The 19,089-nt window shown below is 64.1% G+C and carries 14 protein-coding genes; 11 read left to right on the forward strand and 3 right to left on the reverse strand.

Annotated features, from left to right (window positions below; genetic code table 11):
* Positions 1-93 precede the first annotated feature (93 nt).
* Positions 94-729 carry a DNA-3-methyladenine glycosylase I gene (locus tag NKI18_RS10115; protein ID WP_353019601.1) on the forward strand — a complete coding sequence of 212 codons (636 nt, stop codon included), beginning with the start codon at positions 94-96 and terminating at the stop codon, positions 727-729.
* A 4-nt stretch (positions 730-733) separates the two neighbouring features.
* On the opposite strand, the gene NKI18_RS10120 is transcribed toward NKI18_RS10115, so the two are convergent.
* On the reverse strand, positions 734-1,135 hold the full coding sequence (locus NKI18_RS10120; RefSeq protein WP_352614825.1) for a hypothetical protein: 402 nt from the start codon (positions 1,133-1,135) through the stop codon (positions 734-736).
* Between the two features lie 58 nt (positions 1,136-1,193).
* Here NKI18_RS10120 and hisS point away from each other — a divergent pair, with 58 nt between their 5' ends.
* From hisS to NKI18_RS10160, 8 genes are all read left to right on the forward strand, one after another.
* The gene (hisS, locus tag NKI18_RS10125) at positions 1,194-2,756 is read left to right on the forward strand and encodes a histidine--tRNA ligase (protein WP_352614827.1); all 1,563 of its coding nucleotides are present in this window, start codon (positions 1,194-1,196) and stop codon (positions 2,754-2,756) included.
* Positions 2,757-2,934: 178 nt separating this feature from the next.
* The gene (locus NKI18_RS10130) at positions 2,935-4,053 is read left to right on the forward strand and encodes an ATP phosphoribosyltransferase regulatory subunit (RefSeq protein WP_352614829.1); all 1,119 of its coding nucleotides are present in this window, start codon (positions 2,935-2,937) and stop codon (positions 4,051-4,053) included.
* Complete coding sequence (hisG, locus tag NKI18_RS10135; RefSeq protein WP_352614831.1) at positions 4,050-4,751, forward strand: ATP phosphoribosyltransferase; 702 nt, start codon at positions 4,050-4,052, stop codon at positions 4,749-4,751. The genes NKI18_RS10130 and hisG overlap by 4 nt, the downstream gene beginning before the upstream one ends.
* A 406-nt stretch (positions 4,752-5,157) precedes the next feature.
* The gene (locus NKI18_RS10140) at positions 5,158-6,924 is read left to right on the forward strand and encodes an AMP-binding protein (protein WP_352614833.1); all 1,767 of its coding nucleotides are present in this window, start codon (positions 5,158-5,160) and stop codon (positions 6,922-6,924) included.
* Between the two features lie 69 nt (positions 6,925-6,993).
* Positions 6,994-7,215: a cysteine rich repeat-containing protein gene (locus NKI18_RS10145; RefSeq protein WP_352450969.1), complete on the forward strand. Its 222-nt coding sequence runs from the start codon at positions 6,994-6,996 to the stop codon at positions 7,213-7,215.
* 411 nt (positions 7,216-7,626) lie between these two features.
* Positions 7,627-8,730 carry a calcium:cation antiporter gene (locus NKI18_RS10150; RefSeq protein ID WP_352614835.1) on the forward strand — a complete coding sequence of 368 codons (1,104 nt, stop codon included), beginning with the start codon at positions 7,627-7,629 and terminating at the stop codon, positions 8,728-8,730.
* A gap of 625 nt (positions 8,731-9,355) precedes the next feature.
* Positions 9,356-10,462: an efflux RND transporter periplasmic adaptor subunit gene (locus NKI18_RS10155; protein WP_352615282.1), complete on the forward strand. Its 1,107-nt coding sequence runs from the start codon at positions 9,356-9,358 to the stop codon at positions 10,460-10,462.
* Positions 10,459-13,662 carry an efflux RND transporter permease subunit gene (locus NKI18_RS10160; protein WP_352614837.1) on the forward strand — a complete coding sequence of 1,068 codons (3,204 nt, stop codon included), beginning with the start codon at positions 10,459-10,461 and terminating at the stop codon, positions 13,660-13,662. Before NKI18_RS10155 ends, NKI18_RS10160 begins: the two co-directional genes overlap by 4 nt.
* Before the next feature lie 411 nt (positions 13,663-14,073).
* Here NKI18_RS10160 and NKI18_RS10165 read toward each other — a convergent pair whose 3' ends face one another.
* The gene (locus NKI18_RS10165) at positions 14,074-14,715 is read right to left on the reverse strand and encodes a peroxiredoxin-like family protein (protein ID WP_352614839.1); all 642 of its coding nucleotides are present in this window, start codon (positions 14,713-14,715) and stop codon (positions 14,074-14,076) included.
* A gap of 416 nt (positions 14,716-15,131) precedes the next feature.
* Between NKI18_RS10165 and NKI18_RS10170 the strand changes: the two genes are divergently transcribed.
* Positions 15,132-15,734 carry a cupin gene (locus tag NKI18_RS10170; protein ID WP_353019609.1) on the forward strand — a complete coding sequence of 201 codons (603 nt, stop codon included), beginning with the start codon at positions 15,132-15,134 and terminating at the stop codon, positions 15,732-15,734.
* A gap of 59 nt (positions 15,735-15,793) precedes the next feature.
* Here the strand turns inward: NKI18_RS10170 and NKI18_RS10175 are convergent, their stop codons facing one another.
* Positions 15,794-16,702, reverse strand: coding sequence for a hydrogen peroxide-inducible genes activator (locus NKI18_RS10175; protein ID WP_352614843.1), 909 nt, complete (start codon positions 16,700-16,702; stop codon positions 15,794-15,796).
* A gap of 147 nt (positions 16,703-16,849) precedes the next feature.
* On the opposite strand from NKI18_RS10175, the gene katG reads away from it, so the two are divergent.
* On the forward strand, positions 16,850-19,048 hold the full coding sequence (katG, locus tag NKI18_RS10180; protein ID WP_352614845.1) for a catalase/peroxidase HPI: 2,199 nt from the start codon (positions 16,850-16,852) through the stop codon (positions 19,046-19,048).
* Positions 19,049-19,089: the final 41 nt, after the last annotated feature.

Below are 19,089 nucleotides of genomic sequence, written 5' to 3' on the forward strand. Positions count from 1 at the left end.
GGTGTGGTTACCGCCCGGTTCAGGAATCTGGTAAAGCCGCGGTAAAGGCCGCGTCAAAACGCGTTAACGCCAAGACACGAACGGAATTCCGCCATGGATGAAAAGACAGGTCTGCTTGCCGGTCCCGACGGCATCGCCCGCTGCTTCTGGCACGGCAACCTGCCGGATTATCTGCACTACCACGACCACGAATGGGGCCGGCCGGTCGCCGACGACCGCCGCCTGTTCGAGAAGATCTGCCTCGAAGGTTTTCAGTCGGGCCTGTCCTGGCTGACCATATTGCGCAAGCGCGACAATTTCCGCGAGGCGTTTGCCGGCTTCGATGTCGACAAGATCGCCGCCTTGACCGACGCCGATGTCGAGCGCCTGCTCGGCAATGCCGGCATCATCCGTCACCGCGGCAAGATCGTCTCGACCATCAACAACGCCAAGCGCGCCCGCGAACTCATCGACGAGGCCGGCTCGCTGGCCGCCTGGTTCTGGAAATTCGAGCCCGGCCCGCACGAGCGTCCCGAGATCATCGACCTCGCGCATTTGCGCGCCAATCCGACGACGGCCGTCTCGGTCCGCATTTCGAAAGAGCTGAAGAAGCGCGGCTGGAGCTTTGTCGGCCCGACCACCGTCTACGCCTTCATGCAGGCGATGGGGCTGGTCAACGACCATCTCGAGGGCTGCGTCTGCCGCGAGCCGGTCGAGGCGGAACGGAAAGCGTTCAAGCGGCCGAAATAGCGGCTCAGGCGCCGCCGGCGCCGGCGAGGAAAAACCCGGCAAGGATGGCCGCCAGCGCGGCGAACACCGGATAGATCACCAGCAGTCCGGTCATCAGCACATCGCGCATGGTCGGTCCGCTGCGCTGTTGCGCCGCGATCTCGAACGGTCCGGCGATTTGCTTCGTCTTCGGCGCATAACCATCGGCCGGCCGCAGCCGGACCGAGGCGTCGCGTGCGCCGCTATCGATGATGTCGAACTTCTGTAGCGTGGCCATGGCCCCGAACCCTTGTTTCGGCGTGCTTATCGGCCCGGATTGTGTCGGCACGATGCCGCGCGCATGGCGCAATTGTTTCAGCTTCTTTTTCTTGCCTTCTCGCAAGGGGAGCAGGGAGAAGCGCAAACCCTTGCCTTCTCCGGGCTGCATCGGTAGGACACGCCGACCCGAAATAAGTCCACCGTTTACATAGCAAAGTACCCATCCCATGGCCGACAAATCCGAAAAGATGAAAGCGCGGCTGCCGCGCGGCTTTGTCGACCGCGCCGCCGACGATCTGCGCGCCGTCGAGAAGATGATGGCCAGGATACGCTCGGTCTTTGAGCTTTACGGTTTCGAGCCGGTCGACCAGCCGCTGATCGAATACACCGACGCGCTCGGCAAATTCCTGCCCGACCAGGACCGGCCGAACGAGGGCGTGTTCTCGTTCCAGGACGATGACGACCAGTGGCTGTCGCTGCGCTACGACCTGACCGCGCCGATGGCGCGCTTTGTCGCCGAGAATTTCGAGCGCCTGCCGAAACCCTATCGCAGCTATCGCTCCGGCTGGGTGTTCCGCAACGAGAAGCCCGGTCCCGGCCGCTTCCGCCAGTTCATGCAGTTCGACGCCGACACGGTAGGCACGCCGGGTGTCGCCGCCGATGCCGAGATGGCGATGATGATGGCCGACGTGATGGAGGCGCTCGGCATCAAGCGCGGCGACTACGTCGTCCGCGTCAACAACCGCAAAGTGCTCGATGGCGTGCTGGAGGCGATCGGCCTCGGCGGCGACGAGAACGCTGCCCGCCGGCTGCAGGTGCTACGGGCGATCGACAAGCTGGACAAGCTGGGCGTCGGGGGCGTGCGCCTGCTTTTGGGCGCCGGGCGCAAGGACGAGAGCGGTGATTTTACCAAGGGCGCCGGGCTGGGTAACGCGCAAATCGATGTTGTGATCAGCTATTTCACGGTCATGGCGCAGCATGATCCCGAACAAATTGTCCAGACACTGGGATCTATCACCCCAGGGCTCAGCAATCTTGTCGAGGAAAGGAAACTCGAACATCTGGGCATAACGAATGCCTCGTTTGTTGAGGGTCTTGCAGAGTTGGAGCAGATAAGAACCATGGTCGCACAAAGCGGCTACGGTGAGGATCGCATCCGCATCGATCCCTCGGTCGTGCGTGGCCTCGAATATTACACCGGCCCGGTCTACGAGGCCGAGCTGCTGGCCGAAATCCCCAATGAGGACGGCCAGATCGTGCGCTTCGGCTCGGTCGGCGGCGGCGGACGTTATGACGGCCTCGTCTCGCGCTTTCGTGGCGAGCCGGTGCCGGCGACCGGTTTTTCGATCGGCGTCTCGCGCCTGATGACGGCGCTGAAGAACCTCGGCAAGCTCGATACTTCCGATGTCATCGCGCCGGTCGTCGTGCTGACCATGGACAAGGATACGGAAAGCCTCGGCCGCTACCAGAAGATGGTGGCCGAGCTGCGCGCCGCCGGCATCCGCTCGGAAATGTATCTCGGCGGCGCCGGCATGAAGGCGCAGCTGAAATATGCCGACCGCCGCGGCAGCCCGGTCGCCGTCATTCAGGGCGGCGACGAGCGCGCCAAGGGCGAGGTGCAGATCAAGGACCTGATCGAGGGCGCGAAAATGTCGGCCGAGATCGACGACAACGCCGAATGGCGCGCCGCACGACCGGCGCAGGTGACCGTGGCGGAGAGTGAGCTGGTCGCCGAGGTGAAGAAGATACTGGCGGCGCAGGCGGCCGACCGAGCGAAGGGTGGCGCGTGAGCACCCCCCTCTGGCCTGCCGGCCATCTCCCCCTCAAGGGGGGAGATTGGATATCGCGCCTGCTTTCGCCAAACTCAAGCGTTGGAGAGAAGACGCCGAGGCTGAAGCTGCCGATCTCCCCCCTTGAGGGGGAGATGGCCGGCAGGCCAGAGGGGGGTGCCTCGCGCTCCACATTCCCATGACCCCGCGCCCCGCCATCGCATCCGACATCACCAGCCTCTTCGCCGCGCGCAACACCCATGCGGTCGAGGTTGCCGTGCTGCAGCCGGCCGATCCGTTCCTCGACATGGCCGGCGAGGATTTGCGCCGCCGCATCTTTCTCACCGAGAGCGAGACCGGGCAGACGCTTTGCCTGCGGCCGGAATTCACCATTCCGGTCTGCCTCGACCACATTGCCAGCCAGGCCGGCACGCCGCGCCGCTATTGCTATCTCGGCGAGGTGTTTCGCCAGCGCCGCGAGGGCGGCAACGAGTTCTTCCAGGCCGGCATCGAGGACCTTGGCGACCGCGACACGGCCGCCGCCGATGCGCGTTCGCTGGCCGATGCGCATGCGCTGCTTTCGCTGGTGCTGCCCGGCCGGGAGCTGGCGGTCACACTCGGCGACCAGACCATTTTCGAGGCGGTGCTGGCCGCCCTTGGCCTGCCGCGCGGCTGGCGCATGCGGCTGGCGCGCGCCTTCGGCTCGGCGCCGATGCTGGAGGCGGCGCTTGCCGATCTGGCCAATCCGCCGCGCAACAGCCAGCTCGCCGGCGCGGTCGCCACCCTTGTCCTCGACGGCGATCTTGACGGTCTTTCGGCGCATGTCGCCGGTGGCATGGAAGAGGCCGGGCTGTCGGCAACGGCCGGGCGTTCGCCGTCCGAGATTGCGCGGCGCCTGATCGAGAAAGCCGAACTGCGCAGCGTGCGGCTGTCGAACGAGGCGTTTGCGGCGCTGAAGAGCTTTTTGGCCATCGACGTGCCGCTCGACAGCGCCGCCGGGGCGCTCGAAAGTTTTGCGATCGATGCCGGGCTTTCACTGGGGGCTGCGCTGGAGAATTTCGCAGCCCGCGCCGCGGCCATACAAAGCCTCGGCCTGCCGATGTCTGAAATCAGCTACGACGCCGCCTTCGGCCGGCCGCTCGATTACTACACCGGCCTGGTCTTCGAGATCGCGGCGCAGGATGGCGATCGGCCGCTCGCCGGTGGTGGCCGCTACGACCGGCTGCTGACGCTGCTCGGCGCCAAAACGCCGATCCCCGGCGTCGGTTTTTCCGTCTGGCTCGACCGCATCGAGGCGCTGCGGGAGACGGCGCCATGATCACGCTGGCGATCCCGTCGAAAGGCCGGCTCAAGGAGCAGGCGCTGGAGGTGCTGGCCAAGGCCGGACTTGCCGTCAGCCTGCCCGGCGACGAGCGCAAATACCGCGCCCGCATCGACGGCCTTGACGGCGTCGAGATAGCGTTCCTGTCGGCCTCGGAGATATCAGGCGAAATCGGCCAGGGGTCGGTCGATCTCGGCATCACCGGCGAGGACCTTTTGCGCGAAAACCTCGCCGATTGCGAGACGCGCGCCGAAATCATCGCCCGCCTCGGTTTCGGCAATGCCGATGTCGTCGTCGCCGTGCCCGACATCTGGCTCGACGTCGATACGATGGCCGACCTCGACGACGTCGCCGCCGATTTCCGCCAGCGCCACGGCCGGCGGCTCAGGATCGCCACCAAATACTGGCGGCTGACCCAGCAGTTCTTTTCGCAAAAGCACGGCATCCAGGTCTATCGCATCGTCGAAAGCCTCGGCGCCACCGAGGGTGCGCCGGCGGCCGGATTGGCCGATATCGTCGTCGACATCACCACGTCAGGTTCGACGCTGCGCGCCAACCATCTCAAGGTGCTGGCCGACGGCGTCATCCTGCGCTCGCAGGCCTGCCTCGTCGCGTCGCGGAAGCAGCGCGCGGCGGCCGACGAGGCGACTTTGCGCGATATTGCGGCCAGGATGGCATCGGTGAATTCAGGCTGACGTCGCCAATCTCCCCCCTTGAGGGGGAGATGTCGCCAAAGGCGACAGAGGGGGTCGGTACGTCTTGACGCGACTCTCCTAACGGACAGAACAGGCAGGTGCTCCACGCGAGACGACCCCCTCTGGCCTGCCGGCCATCTCCCCCTCAAGGAGGGAGATTGGCAGCTTGGCCGCACTGCCGACCTGAAGCGATTTTCTTGACGTACAGCAATTTTGTTCTTGCTTTGTGCCGGCAGCTATGCTACTAATTTCGCTATGGTGCCAATTGGCCCCGAAGACCCGCCCTCCGTGGCGGGTTTTTTATTTTCGGCCCTTACAGGCGAGTTCCCACCCAGCCCTGCCATCGGCGGGATTTCCACCACCCCGCCGGGCTGATAGGCTCGGCCTGTCTGCGGAGGACACGGCGATGCCGATCAATCTCGACGAGTTGAAGAATGCCAGCAATTTGCGCTCCAGGCGCGATGGCGGTTCGTTCATTGCGCCGGTCGACGGCACGGCGCATGTCTCGGGCGAGCGCAGCGTGCCGCTGCTCAACCTGACCATCCCGGCGCTGTTTGCCGATACGGTCGGCAAATACGGCACGCTCGATGCCGCCGTCTTCGTCGAGCAGGACAAGCGCTTTACCTGGGAGGAACTGTCGGAGACGGTCGATGCGCTGGCCGCCGGCTTCCTGGCGCTCGGCCTCGAGAAAGGCGATCGCGTCGGCATCTGGTCGCCGAACCGCTGGGAATGGCTGGTGACGCAATTCGCCACCGCCCGCATCGGCCTGATCCTGGTCAACATCAACCCGGCCTATCGGTTGGTCGAGCTGGAATATGCCTTGAACAAGGTCGGCTGTAAGGCGCTGGTCACCGCCGCCAAGTTCAAGAGCTCCGACTATCTCGGCATGATCGAGACGCTGGCGCCGGAGATCGCCAACGCTGCGCCGGGCAAGCTCGACGCCAACAAGCTGCCGGCACTGAAGATCGTTATCCGCATGGACGAGGAGAATTCTGCGGGCATGTTCAATTTCGCCGACGTGCTGGCGATGGCCGGCCGCGACGAGCATGACAAGCTCGACCGGATTTCAGCGGGGCTGAAACCGGACGACGCCATCAACATCCAGTTCACCAGCGGCACGACAGGTGCGGCCAAGGGCGCGACGCTGACCCACAACAACATCGTCAACAACGGCAATTTCGTCACCGCGGCGATCCGGCTCACCGTCGACGACCTGCTGTGCATCCCGGTGCCGCTCTACCATTGCTTCGGCATGTCGATGGGCACGATGGGCTGCGTCACCAAGGGCGCGACCATGGTTTTCCCGAGCGAGGGGTTCGATGCCGGCGCCACCCTGAAGGCGGTAGCGACGGAACGCTGCACCGCGCTCTACGGCGTGCCGACCATGTTCGTCGGCCTGCTCGACCATCCGGAGTTCGCCTCCTTCGATCTCACCAGCCTGCGCACCGGCATCATGGCCGGCTCGCCATGCCCGATCGAGGTGATGAAGAAGGTGGTGTCGCTGATGCATATGGCTGAGGTGACCATCGCCTACGGCATGACCGAGACCAGCCCGGTCTCGTTCCAGAGCAGCGTCGACGATCCCCTGGAAAAGCGCGTCTCGACCGTCGGCCGCGTCCATCCGCATGTCGAGGTCAAGGCCATCGACGCCGAAGGTGCCACCGTCGCCGTCGGCGCGCCGGGCGAGCTCTGCACGCGCGGCTATTCCGTGATGAAGGGCTATTGGGACGATGAGCAGAAGACCCGCGAGGCCATCGACGCCGACGGCTGGATGCACACCGGCGACCTCGCCACCATCGATGCCGAGGGCTATTGCAACATCGTCGGCCGGGTCAAGGACATGGTCATCCGCGGCGGCGAGAACGTCTATCCGCGCGAGGTCGAGGAGTTCCTCTATCGCCACCCCAAGGTCAAGGAGGTGCAGGTGTTCGGCATTCCCGACCCGAAATATGGCGAGGAGCTGTGCGCCTGGATCGTGCTCAAGCCCGGCCAGATCACCACGGAGCAGGAGATCAAGGCGTTCTGCGCCGGCCAGATCGCCCATTTCAAGATCCCGCGCTACATCCGCTTCCGCACCGAATTGCCGATGACGGTGACAGGCAAGCCGCAGAAATTCCTGATGCGCCAGGCGATGGTCGACGAACTAGGATTGGTGACGCAGAAGACGGCGTGAAAAAAGGCTTCCGTTTGTATCTACGCGTGACGGAGGCGTTGTTTGGGCAACATATTTGAGGGGTGGTCCATGCGGATTGGGTTAGGCGTGCTTTTCCTGGCAACTCAGCTGGCAGCCACCGCGGTGCTGGCGCAGACGGCGGCCGAGCGTGAGGCCTGCCAAGCAGATTACCAGAGATTGTGCAAGGGCGTGTTGCCGGGCGGTGGCCGCGTTGTCAAATGCCTGGCCGGTCACATGAGCGAGCTGACGCCCGAATGCAAGAAGGTCGTCAAGGCCAACACGCCCGGCTAGCGCGCGAGCTTCCTGCGGGTGACATGATGTTTTGGACCAGAGGACAGGCGAGGTGTGCGGGGGCAGGAGGCAGCGCAATCGCGACGGATTCTTGCGAAGAGGACCCCCACCCCTAACCCCTCCCCACAAGGGGACGGGGACTTCCGGTGGCGCCGACCTCGGCAAATTGCCTGCGTTTCGGCGCCAAAGGGAAAGCAAGGGCGCGCGGCAGCGTTCCCTCCCCCTAGGGTGGGGTCCTCTTCGCAAGAATGCGTACGCGATTGTCCTTCCCTTGTGGGGAGGGGCTAGGGGTGGGGTACGCTGCGATGGCGTCATGACCTGTCATATGCGATTTCTCTGGATGGTCGCGGTGCGCAACAGTGGTTGCAAATCGCCCTTCCACGGGATTTGCGGGAAGGCAAGAAGGTGACAGTGAGTGGTTTCGCAAGATCGGCGGTTTCCTACGGCATGCCGCTGGCCGCGCTGGCGATGGCTGTCGCGGTCAGGGCCAGCGGGGTGTCGGTCGACGAAGGGTCGCTGGGCACCAGGATATTTATCGGCGCGCTGTCGAGCGCGATCATGTTCATCACCATTTTCGTGGTGCTCGACCACGCCGAGGCGGTGGCCAGGCGGGTTGGCGAGCCGTACGGCACGTTGGTGCTGACCATCGCCGTGACGGCAATCGAAGTGTCGATCATCGTTTCCATCATGCTGCACGGAGCCAACAACCCGACGCTTGCGCGCGAATCCGTGTTCTCGACGGTGATGATCACCTCCACCGGTGTTGTCGGCATGTGCCTGACGTTTGGCGGCTGGCGCCATCGCAAGCAGGCAATCGTCCGCCAAGGGACCAGCGCCTATCTGGCGGTGCTGGTCGCGCTGAGCGTCATGACGCTCATTCTGCCGACCTACACGCGAACCACCGATCCCGGCACGTTCTCGGCCGCGCAACTTGGCTTCGTCAGCGTGCTTTCGGTGCTGCTCTATACCGGTTTTCTGTTCGCGCAGACTGTCCGCCACCGCGACGATTTCATCGACGGGCAAGCGCATGGCGCCGCAGTGCGAACCGACGCTCACGAAAGCGTCGCCGCCGGCGCTGTTCTCCTGCTGATCGGGCTGATCGGCATCGTCATGCTGGCCGAACAGGTCGCAGCCAGCGTCGAAGATGCGCTCGTCGCCTACCAGGTGCCGCAGGCCGACGCCATTGTCGGCGCAATGATCGCCGCGCTGGTCTTGATGCCGGAGGCCATTTCGGCGGTTCGTGCCGCACTCAACAACGAGCTGCAGCGCGGCCTGAACGTCGCCATGGGCTCGGCCTGTGCCACGATCGGCCTGACAATACCGGCAATCGCCGCCGCCAGCCTGCTGACCGGAAGAGGCCTGACCCTGGGGCTGCCGGCGACCGACACGGTGCTTTTGGTTCTGGCGCTCTTCATCTGCAATGTAAGCTTTAGCACCGAGAGAACGACGTTCTTGACCGGCTTGGTGCATCTGGTGGTGTTTTTTACTTGGGTGTTTTTGATATTTGTGCCGTGAGGGTTGGGGGAGGTGGCAAACCACTATCGACCGGTTTTCGAACGAGCGGTCATCCGTTTCCGCATTGAGTTGCGAAGTAGGCGAGCCGCAAAAGTTCCGGATGAGGCGATGGTCGAGAATTGAGAGTGGTGACAGCAAAGACGGCTTGAGGGGTGGGCGCCAATTTGTCTCCTTTGCGCCGTGGGCGGACGCTTAGCACCAAGGCCTTGAACGTCTCGATCTGCAGCCGATTGCGGAATGGCGGCTTTAACGTTTGAAGAAGGATTGCGGACGTTCAGCCCGACGGGACCAAGGTCTGCTCCCGGGTCTAGCCGTCCCGTCTCAATGGCGTCCCGGACCGCCCGGTGGATCTGCGTTGCCAGTGGCGGGTGGCGGGGCAGCCACAGGGTGGACATTTCAGCCCACATGGAAAATGATCATGTTGCCATGCACAACACTGCAGTGCTCTGATCTCGACGAAAAGCCTGAGCGTAGAAGCGGATCAACCGACCTCCGGGTCCAGCGAGCGAGGACGCAAATGGACACCCCAGAGAATGGGCAATTGCATCGCGACGCGGGCGGGCGACCCTGTCGATCGGCCGGCTGGCTTCCCCGCGCCGCCGTGTCGGCGGCATTCCTGCTCGGCATGGCTTTCAGCAGCACTGCGTTTGCGCAGGACCAGCAGCTACCCGTGGTGACAGCGGCCAAGCCGGTGGTCCGTGAAATCGTCGAAGACGACGAGTTCGTCGGGCGCTTCGAAGCCGTCGACCAGGTCGCCATCCGTTCGCGCGTCAGCGGCTATCTGGACAAGGTCAGCTTCCAGGACGGCGCACTGGTCAACAAGGGCGACCTGCTCTTCACCATCGACGAGCGTCCGTACCAGGCGGCTTATGATGCCGCCAAGTCGCAAGTGGACGTCGCCAAGAGTCTGCTCGAATTCTCCAAGATGCAGCTGGATCGCGCCGACGAACTCGCCAAGACCGGCAATATCTCAACCGCGACGGTCGACGACCGCCGGCGGGAATACCTTTCGGCGCAGGCGCAGATGCAGGGCGCGACGGCTGCGCTGACGACGGCCAGCCTGAACATGGAATTCACCGAGATCAAGGCGCCCTTGTCCGGCCGCATCGACCGCCGGCTGGTGTCGGTCGGCAACCTCGTGCAGCCGGATTCCACCTTGCTGACGACCATCGTTACGCGCGATCCGATCGACTTCTATTTCGACGTCGATGAGCGCCTGTATTTCAGCTATGCCCGCGATGCGAAGGAGCGCGGCGGCAGCATGCAGGAAGGCGCCGGCGGGCTCGAGGTGGTGGTTCGCGTCGCCGACCGCGCGGAGGCGGTATTCAAAGGCAAGCTCGATTTTGCCGAGAACCGGATCGACAACGCGACCGGCACCATGCGGGTGCGTGCAAGGTTTCCCAACGCCGATGGCATTCTCCAGCCAGGCATGTTCGGGCGCATCAACGTGCCGGGGTCGCTGCCGCATAGCGGCGTGCTGGTGCCCGACGAGGCGATCGGCGCCGATCAGGATCGCCGCATCGTGTTCCTGGTGGATGAGGCCGGGATGGTGTCGGCGAAGCCCGTGCGCACCGGCCCGCTTCTCGACGGCTACCGGGTCATCCGCCAGGGCCTGACCGGCGACGAGACAATCATCGTCAAAGGGCTGATGCACGCCAGGCCCGGCACCAAGGTGAAGGTCGAGATGGTGGCGTTGCCGCCCAAGGCCGAGACTGCCGAGTTGCAGCAATGAGGTTCGCACATTTCTTCGTCGACCGTCCGATCTTCGCATCGGTCGTTTCGATCGTCCTGCTGATCCTCGGCGGGATTGCTTATACCCAGCTGCCGGTCGCGCAATATCCCGAGATCGCGCCGCCGACCATCGTCGTTCGCGCGCAGTATCCGGGCGCCGACGCCGAGACGGTCGCAGCGACGGTGGCAACGCCGATCGAGCAGGAGATCAACGGCGTCGAGGGCATGCTCTACATGTCGTCCTATTCGTCGGGCGACGGGGCGATGGCGCTGACCATCACCTTCAAGCTGGGCACCGATCTCGACCAGGCTCAGGTGCTGGTGCAGAACCGCGTGTCGGTCGCCGAGCCGCGCCTGCCCGAAGAAGTCCGCCGCCTCGGCATCACCACCACCAAGAGCTCGCCCGACCTGATGATGGTCGTGCACATGCTGTCGCCCGACAATACCTACGACCAGCTCTACGTCTCGAACTACGCCCGCTCGCGGGTGCGCGACATACTGCTCAGACTAGACGGCGTCGGCGACCTCATCATCTTCGGCGAACGCGAATATTCGCTGCGCATCTGGCTCGATCCGGAAAAACTGTCCGCCCTGGGGATGACCTCGGGCGATGTGGTGCAGGCGCTGCGCGACCAGAACGTCCAGGTGTCGGGCGGCTCGATCGGCGCGCCGCCGACCAGCACCGGCACGGCGTTCCAGTACACGGTCACCACGCAAGGCCGCTTCAACGACGCACGCGACTTCCGATACGTGATCGTCAAATCGACCGACGACGGCCGCCTGATCTCGCTGCAGGACGTGGCGCGCATCGAGCTCGGCGCCAAGGATTACGTCACCAACTCCTATCTCAACGGCAAACCGGCGGTGGCGCTCGCCATCTTCCAGCGGCCGGGCACCAATGCGCTCGCCGCAGCCGCGGAGATCCAGGACAAGATGAAGGAGCTTTCCCGCGACTTCCCGAAGGGGTTGAGCTACGACATCGTCTACAATCCGACCGAGTTCGTCGCCGAGTCGATCCAGGAGGTCTACAAGACGATTCTCGAGGCGATGCTGCTGGTCATCATCGTCATCATCGTCTTCCTGCAATCGTGGCGCATGGCGATCGTGCCGATCGTGGCGATCCCCGTGTCGCTGATCGGCACGCTGGCGGTGCTTTACGCCGCCGGCTTCTCGCTCAACATGCTGACGCTGTTCGGCCTAGTTCTGGCGATCGGCATCGTCGTCGACGATGCGATCGTCGTGGTCGAAAACGTCGAGCGCAATATCGCCAGAGGGCTGGCGCCCAATCCGGCGTCGCACCTGACCATGGACGAAGTCGGAACGGCCGTCATCGCGATCTCGCTGGTGCTGATAGCCGTGTTCGTACCGACAGCCTTCATCCCCGGCATTTCTGGGCAGTTCTATCTGCAGTTTGCGATCACCATCGCGGTGTCGACGGCGATCTCGGCATTCAATTCGCTGACGCTTTCGCCGGCGCTGGCCGCACTGCTGTTCAAGCCGCATCACGCCGCGGCGGCGCCGCCGCGCTTTTTCCTGGCGCGGTTCGGACGGGCGCTCGCCGACGGCTTCAATCGCGGCTTCGACAGGGTCGCCCATTGGTATTCGAGCATCATCCGCGTGCTGGTCGGCTCGTGGATAACGATCGCCGCCATGCTGGCCGTTTTCGCGGCCCTCATCTACGCCACGGCCTACATGGTGCAGTCGGTGCCGCGCGGTTTCATTCCGTCGCTTGACCAGGGCTATGCGATCGTCGTCATCCAGTTGCCGGACGGCGCTTCGCTGTCGAGGACCGATGCGGTCATCCAGCAGGCGTCGCAGATCATCCAGAAAACGCCAGGCGTCGACTACGCAGTCGCCTTCGCCGGCTTCTCCGGCGCGACCTTCACCAACGCCAGCAACGCGGGCGTGATCTTCGCCAGGTTCAAGCCGTTTGACGAGCGACTGAAAGCCGGCCAGTCGGCGACCCAGGTCATCGGCAATCTGTTCGGCAGCCTGCAAAGCATCAAGGAAGCCTTCATTATCGCACTGCCGCCGCCGCCGATCCGCGGCGTCGGCAATGCCGGCGGCTTCAAGCTGCAGATCCAGGAGCGCAACAGCGCCGACATGCGGCAGATCCTGGCGCTTGCCAACGAAATCGCCGGCAAGGCCAACAAGACGCCGGGGCTGACGGGCGTGTTCACCACGTTCTCCGCGTCGAGCCCGCAATTCTTCCTGGCGATCGATCGCGACAAGGCGCGCATCCTGAACGTGCCGATCCCCAACATCTTCGAGGCGCTGTCAATCAATTTGGGCACCGCCTACGTCAACGACTTCAACGCTTTCGGGCGCGTCTACCAGGTGCGGGCGCAGGCCGACCAGGCGTTCCGCCTCGATCGCGCCGACATCTTGAAACTGAAGGTGCGCTCGGCGACCGGCGCGCTGGTTCCGCTCGGCACGTTGGTCGAGATCCGCGACGTCACCGGCCCGGCGCTGGTCCAGCGCTACAACATGTACGTTTCGGTGCCGCTGCAGGGCAACGCCGCGCCCGGCGTTTCCACGGGCGACGCGCTGGCATTGATGGAAGGGATCACGGCAAAGACGCTGCCGGCCGGTACCTCCTACGAATGGACCGAGCTCGCCTATCAGGAGCGCAACACCGGCAATGCCGCTGTCTATATCTTCGGACTGTCGGTGCTGTTCGTGTTCCTGGCGCTGGCGGCGCAATATGAAAGCTGGGTGCTGCCGTTCGCCATTGTGCTGGTGGTGCCGCTCGGCGTGCTCGCGGCGTTGCTCGGCGTGTCGCTCCGAGGGCTGGACAACAACATCCTCGTGCAGATCGGCCTCATCGTGCTGATCGGGCTTGCCGCCAAGAACGCGATCCTGATCGTCGAATTCGCGCGGCAGGCGCAGGAACGCGGCCTGTCGGCCGCCGAGGCTGCCGTCGAAGCCTGCCGGCTCAGGCTGCGGCCGATCCTGATGACCGCCTTCTCGTTCATCCTCGGTGTCGTGCCGCTGATGATCGCAACGGGCCCGGGCGCAGAAATGCGCCAGTCGCTCGGCACCGCGGTATTCTCCGGCATGCTCGGCGTCACCTTCGTCGGCCTGTTCCTGACGCCGGTGTTCTACGTCACGCTCAGGTCGCTGTTTTCACGGCGCAAGCCCCGTGCCGAGGCTGAGCCTTCGGGGCCGGCAGAGGCGCCATCGGAGACGGCCGCCGAGTAGGGTTACGAATTCGCCGCGTCGGGCGCGGCTTATCACTCCAGAAAATCGGCGCGGCGCGGCAACGGCCACGATCTGCGCGATCTCGGCGTCGAGGTGCGGCGGAGACCCTGCTCGGTCTGATCCAGCCTAACAGCCGCATCCAGTTCAGCGAGATGATACCGGGCGGCGAGGCCAATGCGATCTTCTATCTGGTCGACCGGGCGGGGCTTGAGGGCGCAACCGCGACCTCCGGAGTCCTCGCTTGCGATGTCTGCTTTCAGGACCCGGAGAAGCTGATCTCTACGGCCGAGATCGGGCGCGAAGCGGTCATCCACGATCTTCAGGTTTTGACCCAGGACGGCCTTTCCCTGGTAGTGAGCGGGAAGGGCGCGGTCGTCGAGCGAGTTGTCAGCCGCCTATTTCCGCAGCCCATTAATGTGCAACTTGGGAAGCCGCTGACATCAATTCCTCCGGATTCGGCGCCTTGGGGGTATTGAGGCCAGCCTCCAGAACTTCAGTGAAGCTCCAGCGTACAATGCCCCCTCGGTCGATGAGAAACTGACCAACCAGCAGCTCCTTAGCGGAAGCCATCATCTGCTGATCGGCTTCCGTAATCTCATACCCGTCCTTCTTGTTGAGCAACTCGTTTATTGCGATGGGGTCCATAGGCTCGGGCAACTCACCCGGGAGATCGATACGGATCCCCATGACCTTGTCCATCCCGATCTCGCGCAAGCCGAAAGCACGGTGCGAGGCCCGCTCCGGGTCGGACGCGGCGAGAAGATCGGGTGTCGGATGGTAACGGAAATAGAGCCGTGCACGCTCTACCGGCGTATTGACGACCGCCAGGCATTCGACGCCTTTCTCAGCCAGGGCCGGCTTGAGTTGCGCCATAGCCGCGACATTGCGCCGGCAGAACGCACAGTGCAGGCCTCGAAACAAGCCGATCAACAATGGGCTACGACCTCGAAAATCAGTGAGCGCGATTTTGCCTTCGCGGGAGATCGCATCGAGAATAATATTCGGCGCCCGGTCGCCCGGCTGCAGCGGGCGTTCGACATTACTCGTGGACATGGACAACCTCCTCGCCCCGGATAAGCACGCCCAGCCATCCGGAGTTGAGTCCGTGCTGGGGGACGCCAGGGCAAAAATTGCTTTCGACCTTTGCCATATTGCCGAGGTCGAGATTACGCGCGTTGCAGGTGCATCATAACACGAAAAAAGCCTCTGCGGGTCGCCCGTTTCGCGAGCTGTCGCGAGCGCTGTGGTAAACAGTGCATCGTCTCATCCGTGCCATGGGACGACACAGCGGCGGGACCGATTGGATCTTCACATGCTTGCGGTGTTCAAGCCTTGAAACTTGGGCGGCTTCCATGTGCCCAGACGTCAAATGCCGACCGCACAGATCGCAGATCTCTAGCCTCAGCGGAACCGACCCGCCATGCAGCCGGTTAATCGGCATGAAGCCACAACCAATCCAAGGCCGCATCATGAGCATTCTGCAAACCACGAAGAAAGCCGTCGAGCAGGTCACCGGTATCGCCAGGCCGGGCAGGCGAGAGCTCCCCGACCTCCTGAGGCCGCGCAAAGCGAATGAATTTCGGTTCAGCGATGATGGCCTGGTGCCCAACCATCCGTCCTGGCCGCTTGTCGTCTATCGCGGCGCCGTGAAGCTGCCCGAAGACTTCGATCCGGCGGCGGTCATGGAGGCGCTTTTCGAGGCAAATGGCTGGGGCGATAGCTGGCGCAACGGCATCTACAGTTACGTTCACTACCATTCGCGGATACACGAGGTGCTGGGCGTCGCGCGCGGGATGGCCAACGTCCGGTTTGGCGGCAACAAGGGACGAATCCTGTCGCTGAAGGCCGGCGACGTCGCGGTGCTTCCGGCCGGCACCGGGCACCAGCGTCTTTCCGCATCCGACGACTTTTTGGTTGTCGGCGCCTATCCTCCATCCGGCACCTATGACCTGTGTACGACCGCCGCCGACCATGCCAAGGCAGTCGTCACGATCCCCAGGGTCGGCCGTCCGCGCAAGGACCCTGTCTATGGAAGCAACGGCCCGTTGCTCGCAGCCTGGGAAAATGATTGAAGCCGTTCCTTTCTTGCGGGTTGGCTTCGGGGCTAAAACCGGATCCTTGACCCGCCGCTCTACGCTGCCAGCACCGCCGTATCCAGCCCGCGAATGATCTTGGCCAGTTCGACGCATTCGTCGTGGCGAACCTTGTTGCGTCGCCACGCCAGGCAGATCGTGCGTTGCGGCATCGGCTCCTGGAACGGCACGATCTTCAAATCGGGGATAGTGCTGGCCGGCCCTGCCGCCATTTCCGGGATGAGCGTGACGCCGAGCCCATGCGCCACCATCTGTAAGAGCGTCGTCAGGCTGGTCGCGCCGTAGCTTGCCATCGCCACCGGCCGCACGTTGCCGCAGACGGCGAGCGCCTGTTCACGCAGGCAATGGCCTTCCTCCAGCAGCATCAGCCGCTCCAGTGCCGGGCTCTCCGGTGGCACCGGCGGCGAGGCGAAGGCGGGATCGCCGGCCGGCACGGCCAGGAAGAACCGGTCGGAGAAAAGTTCCTCGGTAACCAGGCCTGGGTAATCGAGAGGCAGCGCCGCGACGAAGGCGTCGAGCTTTCCCGAACTGGTGTCCTCGACCAGCGAGGCGGTCACGGCTTCGCGCAGTTCCAGCTGCAAGGCCGGGAAATGCCGTTTCAGCTCCGGCAGCACATGCGGCAGGAGATAGGGCGCTACCGTCGGGATGATGCCGAGCCGGAAGCGGCCTTCCAGCGCCGGGCGGCCGCGCCGGGCCGTCGCCTCGACGTCGCGGACGTCGGCAAGAATGCGCTCGATGCGCGGCAGCAGGACCTGCGCTTCGTCGGTCATGCGCACCGATTTGCCGCCGCGCTCGAACAGAGGGCAATTCAGCCGCAGCTCCATCTCAGCGATCTGCGAAGACAGCGCCGGCTGGCTGACGCCGGCGAGTTTTGCGGCACGGCCGAAATGCAGCGTCTGCGCCAGCGCCTCGAAATAATGCATCTGCCGGACGGTCAAACCGATCATAAGGAAAACCTATCAGAATAAACAGCAAAGGCAATTTGTCTTTATCGGCTGGGCGGGCTAGTCTGGAACCATTCCAGAATGGCGCGGCCGCTGGCCCTGCCCGGAAAATCAAAAAAATCCCGGAAAATCAACAAATCGGAGGCAAAGATGGACGCGAAAACCGACGACAACAGCGCCGGCAAATGCCCGGTCCCACATGGATCGGCCAGGAGGAGCAACCGTGACTGGTGGCCGAACCAGCTTGACCTTGGCGTCCTCCATCAGCAGTCCAGCCTCTCGGACCCGATGGACGAGGACTTCGACTACGCCAAGGAATTCAAGAGCCTCGATCTCGATGCGGTGATCAGGGATCTGCACCAGGTGATGACCGATTCGCAGGATTGGTGGCCGGCCGATTTCGGCCATTACGGCCCGCTCTTCATCCGCATGGCCTGGCACAGCGCCGGTACCTATCGCATCGGCGACGGCCGTGGCGGCGCCGGCGCCGGCCAGCAGCGTTTCGCGCCGCTCAACAGCTGGCCGGACAATGCCAATCTCGACAAGGCGCGCCGGCTGCTGTGGCCGGTCAAGCAGAAATACGGCAGGAAAATCTCCTGGGCCGACCTGTTGATCCTCACCGGCAACGTCGCGCTGGAATCGATGGGCTTCAAGACCTTCGGCTTCGCCGGCGGCCGCGCCGATGTCTGGGAGCCGGAGCAGGACGTCGACTGGGGATCGGAAACCAAATGGCTCGCCGACGAGCGCTATTCCGGCGACCGCGAACTTCACGGCCATCTCGGCGCCGTGCAGATGGGGCTGATCTACGTCAACCCGGAAGGGCCGAACGGCACGCCCGATCCATTGGCCGCGGCGCGCGACATTCGCGAGACCTTCGCTCGCATGGCCATGAACGACGAGGAAACCGTGGCGCTCATCGCCGGCGGTCACACCTTCGGCAAGACGCACGGCGCCGGTGATGCATCGCTGGTCGGGGCGGAGCCGGAAGGCGCCGGCATCGAGGCGCAGGGCCTCGGCTGGTCGAGCAAGCATGCCACCGGCATTGCCGGCGACGCCATCACCTCGGGCCTCGAGGTGACCTGGACCACGACGCCGACCAAATGGAGCAACAACTTCTTCGACAATCTGTTCAACTACGAATGGGAGCTGACCAAGAGCCCGGCCGGCGCCCATCAGTGGACGCCGAAGGGCGGCGCCGGTGCAGGCACCGTGCCGGACGCGCACGATCCGTCGAAGCGCCGCGCGCCGGCGATGCTGACCACCGACCTCGCGCTGCGCGTCGACCCGGCCTACGAGAAGATCTCGCGGCGGTTCCATCAGAATCCTGATCAGTTCGCCGATGCCTTCGCCCGCGCCTGGTTCAAGCTGACGCATCGCGACATGGGTCCGGTCGTCCGCTATCTCGGCCCGCTCGTGCCGAAGGAAGAGCTGATCTGGCAGGACCCGATACCGGCAATCGACCACGAGCTGGTCAGCGAACAGGACATCGCCTCGCTGAAGGCGAAGATCCTGGCCTCCGGCCTGTCCGTTTCCGAACTGGTCTCGACCGCCTGGGCCTCGGCCTCGACTTTCCGCGGCTCCGACAAGCGCGGCGGCGCCAACGGCGCCCGCATCCGCCTGGCGCCGCAGAAGGATTGGGAGGTCAACCAGCCGGACCAGCTGGCCAAGGTGCTCGAGACACTCGAAGGTATCCAGAAGGGCTTCAATAACTCGCAGTCCGGCGGCAAGAAGGTCTCGCTTGCCGACCTGATCGTGCTTGGCGGCGTCGCCGCGATCGAGAAGGCGGCCAAAGACGGCGGCCATGACGTGGGGGTGCCGTTCACGCCAGGCCGCATGGACGCCTCGCAGGAACAGACCGATGTCCAGTCCTTCGCCGCGCTCGAGCCGAAAGTCGATGGCTTCCGCAATTATGTCAGGGGCAAGCCGCCGATGTCGGTCGAAGCGATGCTGGTCGACCGGGCGCAGCTGCTGACCTTGACGGCGCCGGAGATGACGGTGCTCGTCGGCGGGTTGCGGGTGCTCGGCGCCAACACCGGTCAGTCGAAGCACGGGGTGTTCACCGACAGGCCGGGCACGTTGACCAACGATTTCTTCGTCAACCTGCTCTCCATGAACACGGTCTGGGATCCGGCCGCCGGCTCCGATGAAGTCTACGAGGCGCGCGACCGCAAGACCAGGGCAGTCAAGTGGACCGGCACCCGCGCCGACCTGATCTTCGGCTCGCACGCGCAACTGCGGGCGCTGGCCGAGGTCTACGGATCGGCCGACGCCGGGCGGAAGTTCGTCAGGGATTTCGTCGCGGCCTGGGCCAAGGTGATGAACGCCGACCGTTTTGACCTCGCGGCGTGATCCGGGCATACGAATTCTCGACGCAACAAAAAAGGCGCGGG

The sequence above is a fragment of the Mesorhizobium sp. M0800 genome (assembly GCF_040320095.1).
GTDB lineage: Bacteria > Pseudomonadota > Alphaproteobacteria > Rhizobiales > Rhizobiaceae > Mesorhizobium.